At 56.9% G+C, this 4363-nt stretch carries 1 protein-coding gene; it reads right to left on the bottom strand.

What is annotated here, in order from left to right; all coding sequences use genetic code 11:
- A partial coding sequence (locus ACRC1E_RS12120) for an NAD-glutamate dehydrogenase (RefSeq protein WP_438515349.1) occupies positions 1–3980 on the bottom strand: 3980 nt, incomplete at its 3' end.
- Positions 3981–4363: the final 383 nt, after the last annotated feature.

Genomic DNA, 4363 nt, shown 5'->3' with positions numbered 1-4363 from the left:
TGGTTGGAGATGATCTCGCGCTTGAGGTAGTGCGACTTCATCGCGGCGCCAAAGCGTGTCTTGAGCGGGCCCGGGAAGTAGTCAACCAGAATCGGCAGGAAGTCGGCATCATCCGGCAAATCGGATGCCAGCAAAGCCTGATCCAGCGTGATCTTGCTATACGCCAGCAAGACCGCCACTTCCGGCGTAGTCAGGCCGCTACGCAGTGCCCGGCGTTCGGCCAGCTGGATATCAGTCGGCAGATACTCCAGCGCACGGTTCAGCTCGCCGGCCTTTTCCATGGCCAGCATCATGCGGGACTGTGCACCCAGCATCTGCGGTGCATTCAGGCGGTTAACCGCCAGAATCTGCGTCTGCAGATAGTTGTTGCGCAATACCAGATGGCCGACTTCAGCGGTCATCTCGGCCAGCAGTTCGTTGCGCTGCTTCAGGGTCATATCACCCTCTTGCATCACGCTACCCAGCAGGATCTTGATATTGACTTCGTGATCGGAGCAATCCACCCCGGCCGAGTTGTCGATCGCATCGGTACAGATCAGGCCGCCCTTGAGTGCAAACTCGATACGCCCTTTTTGGGTGCAGCCCAGATTACCGCCCTCACCCACCACCTTGACGTTAAGCTCGCCGCCATTGACCCGCAGCGCATCGGTGGCACGGTCACGCACGTCGGCATGGCTCTCGCTCACCGCCTTGACGTAAGTACCGATGCCGCCGTTGTACAGCAGATCGGCTTCCGCTTTGAGGATCTCGTGGATCAGCTCGTTCGGCGCCATGCTCTCGCGCTCGGTCTTCAGCCAGGCGCGGACTTCGGCCGATAAAGGAATGGATTTGGCCGAGCGCTCGAAAATGCCGCCACCCGCCGAGATCAGCTCGCGGTTGTAGTCGGTCCACGAGGAGCGCGGCAAATTGAACAGGCGCGCACGCTCGGCAAAGCTGCTGGCCGCATGCGGATTGGGGTCGAGAAAGATATGCAGGTGGTTGAATGCCGCCTTCAGGCAGATATGCTCGGACAAGAGCATGCCGTTGCCAAAGACATCACCGGCCATATCGCCGATACCGATCACGCTGAAGTCTTCGCGCTGGATATCCTTGCCCAAATGGCGGAAGTGGCGCTTCACCGCTTCCCATGCGCCGCGTGCGGTAATTCCCATACCCTTGTGGTCGTAACCGGCAGAGCCACCCGAGGCAAAGGCATCACCCAGCCAGAAACCATAAGCGGCCGATACGCCGTTGGCGATATCGGAGAACGTTGCAGTTCCCTTGTCGGCAGCCACCACCAGATACGGATCATCGGCATCGAGACGAACCACCGAGGCCGGCGGCACAATCTCACCGGTCACCAGATTGTCGGTCAGATCCAGTAAGGCGGAAATAAAGATCTTGTAGCAGGCAATACCCTCGGCCATAAAGGCTTCGCGCTCGGATGGCGCCGGCAATTGCTTGCAGACGAAGCCGCCCTTGGAGCCCATGGGTACGATGACCGAGTTTTTCACCATCTGCGCCTTGACCAGGCCCAGCACTTCGGTGCGGAAGTCTTCCATGCGGTCAGACCAGCGCAAGCCGCCACGCGCGACCTTGGAGCCACGCAGATGCACGCCTTCAACACGCGGGCTGTAGACCCAGATTTCAAACAGGGGGCGCGGCTGCGGCAGGAAAGGAATGGCGGCCGACTCAAGCTTGAACGAGATATACGACTTGACCTGTCCCTGTGCATCCGCCTGCCACAAGTTCGTGCGGCGCGTCGCCAGAATCACGGTCAAAAAGCCGCCCAGAATACGGTCTTCGTCCAGATTGGACACTTGGTCCAGCAAGGAAGCAAGCTCGGTACGTAGCGCGGCGGCACGTGCCTCGTCACGCCGTACCGGATCCAGACGCGCCTCGAACAGTTCGACCAGACGACGGGTAATCAGCGGGTAATTAGCCACACACTGCTCGATATAGGCCTGACTAAAAGTCAGCCCTGCCTGACGCAGATATTTTGCCAGGGCACGCACCAGCGTAATTTCGCGCCAATTAAGTCCCGCCAGTAACGCCAGACGGTTAAAACCATCACTCTCGCAACGACCGGCAAATACCTGAGCCAGCAACTGCTGGAAGTCCTGCTGAACGTCTTCATCCGTCATCTGGCGGTAAGCCGCGCCCAGATCAAGGCCGAAATCGGAAATCCACACTGTGCTGCCATCGGCCCGCTCGACACGGTAGGGATGCTCGTCCTGAACCTTGACGCCCATGTTCTCCAGAATCGGCATGCTGGCCGACAAGCCCAGCGGCGATCCGCAACGGAACAACTTGAGATTGAACTGCTGCGCCGCCCGGTGAAACGGACGATACAATTTGATCGCCAACGGCTCTTCACTATTCACCTGTGCGATATGCTGGATATCAAGCACTGCGCTGCGTACGCTGAATTCTTCGCGGTAGGCCACGGGAAAGGCGGCCTTATACAAGCCGAACAAGGCATTACCCTGCTCTTCACCGTGCGCTTCAGTCAGCTGTACCGACAACTCGTCGACCCAGCCACGTACCACACGGGCAATATCCAGCTCAATATCTGCTTCGCGGTATGCCGGCAAGTCGGCTGCCTGGGTCCGGATAATGTAGTGCACACGAGCCAGCACACCATCACCGATCTGGACGCTGAACTCGGCAGCACTGCCATTGAACGCACTTAGCAGGACTTTTTCAATATTGAGGCGGACTTCGGTGCTGAAGCTGTCGCGCGGCACATAGACCAGACAGCTGACATAGCGGTGATAACGGTCCTTGCGCACAAACAGGCGAACGCGCGGGCGCTCCTGCAGGTTGACGATGCCTTCGGCAATCGGCAGCAGGGTTTCCGCCTGGATTTCGAACAACTCGTCACGCGGATAGGTTTCCAGCACAAAACTCAGCGTCTTGGACTTGTAACTGTTATCGACAAAGTCGCAGCTCTCGGTTACATAAGCCAGCTTCTCGCGCAAAATAGGAATTTCGCGCAACGCCGCCTGATAGGCGCTCGCAGTGTAAAGCCCCAATAGACGGGACTCACCAATGACCTCGCCGTCAGCGTTAAAGCGCTTGATACCGACAAAGTCCATATAAGCCGGACGATGAATAATGGAACGCGATTGCGATTTATTCAGAATAATGCGCTGCGGCAGGTGTGCCAGCTCGCGCAGCTCTTGCGGCAAAGCATCAAAACTAGCTGAATACTCCTTGCCCCCCTGATCTTCGAGGATGCCCAAGCCAGAATCCTTAACGATTTTCAGGCTATCCTTGCCATCACGCTTGACCAGATCGTAGCTGCAATACCCCATGAACAGGAAATGATTGGCCGCCATCCATTGCAAAAAGGCCAGCGCTTCCTGCCCCTGCTCGCCTTGCGTTCCCAGCTCTTCACACAAGGTGTTGACGCGCTCGCGCATCACCGGCTCGTCACGCACCGCCAGCTGGATGCTGCCCAACACATGCGTCAGCTCACGCTGTAGCGCCTCCAGTCGTGCTTCATCGCTGACACGGTCAATTTGCACATGAATCAGCGACTCCAGCGGCAAGGCACGGTCTTCGGTACGCTTGATCTCCAGCAACTGGCCTGCAGCATCCCGCGCCACAGCCACGACCGGATGCACCAGCAAATGCAGGTTGAGACTGTGGCGCGCCAGAAACATGGCGACCGAATCAATCAGGAAAGGCATGTCGTCGTTGACTATCTCGATCACGCTATGCGTGCTCTGCCAGCCATCCCGCTCGAAGTCCGGATTGTAGATACGAACCTTGGTTTGACCCGGCATACGCTGGCTGGCGAACTCGTAATGAGCCAGCACGACCCCCACCAGATCTTGCGCCGATTGCCGCGACAAATCGGCATATTCGGTTTCTTCGAAATAAACGGGGAAAACAGGAAGCAGGCTGACCGCCTCGGCAGGGGATAGCTTTTGCCGAGCCAGACCCTGGATATCGGCAATCAGGCTGACAAGTTCGGTCTTGTTGCTAAACGACATGGGGCTTCCCTTTGTTATATGGTCATGGGGTAGTATCGGCGCATTGTAGATGCAGCCTTAGCCCACGCATTCCCGTTTTGCGACATGCATGTACACATCCCACAGGCATGAAGGTTTAGATGATAATTTTCATCCCCCAAGGTCGGGAAATATCGCATCAAGCAGCTATAGCCTGATTTCTTAGCGACGCAGAACGCGTTAGAATCGCAAGCTTTGCCAAAATACCACGCAGCTAAAGCGGCATAGTTTGCTCAATACGGAAAATGAAAAGCAAATAACTTTCAGGACTGCTGGCTCGGCTCACGCCGGCCATCACTTCCATGGCCGGCTCTGCGCTTAGGTATTGATATAAACAAGCTTTGCTTCTTCTTGCAGGCCAGATA

Origin of the sequence: Craterilacuibacter sp. (assembly GCF_051659485.1) — a bacterium.
Taxonomy (GTDB): Bacteria; Pseudomonadota; Gammaproteobacteria; order Burkholderiales; family Chromobacteriaceae; genus Craterilacuibacter.
This window is presented reverse-complemented; position numbering and strand designations above follow the sequence as displayed.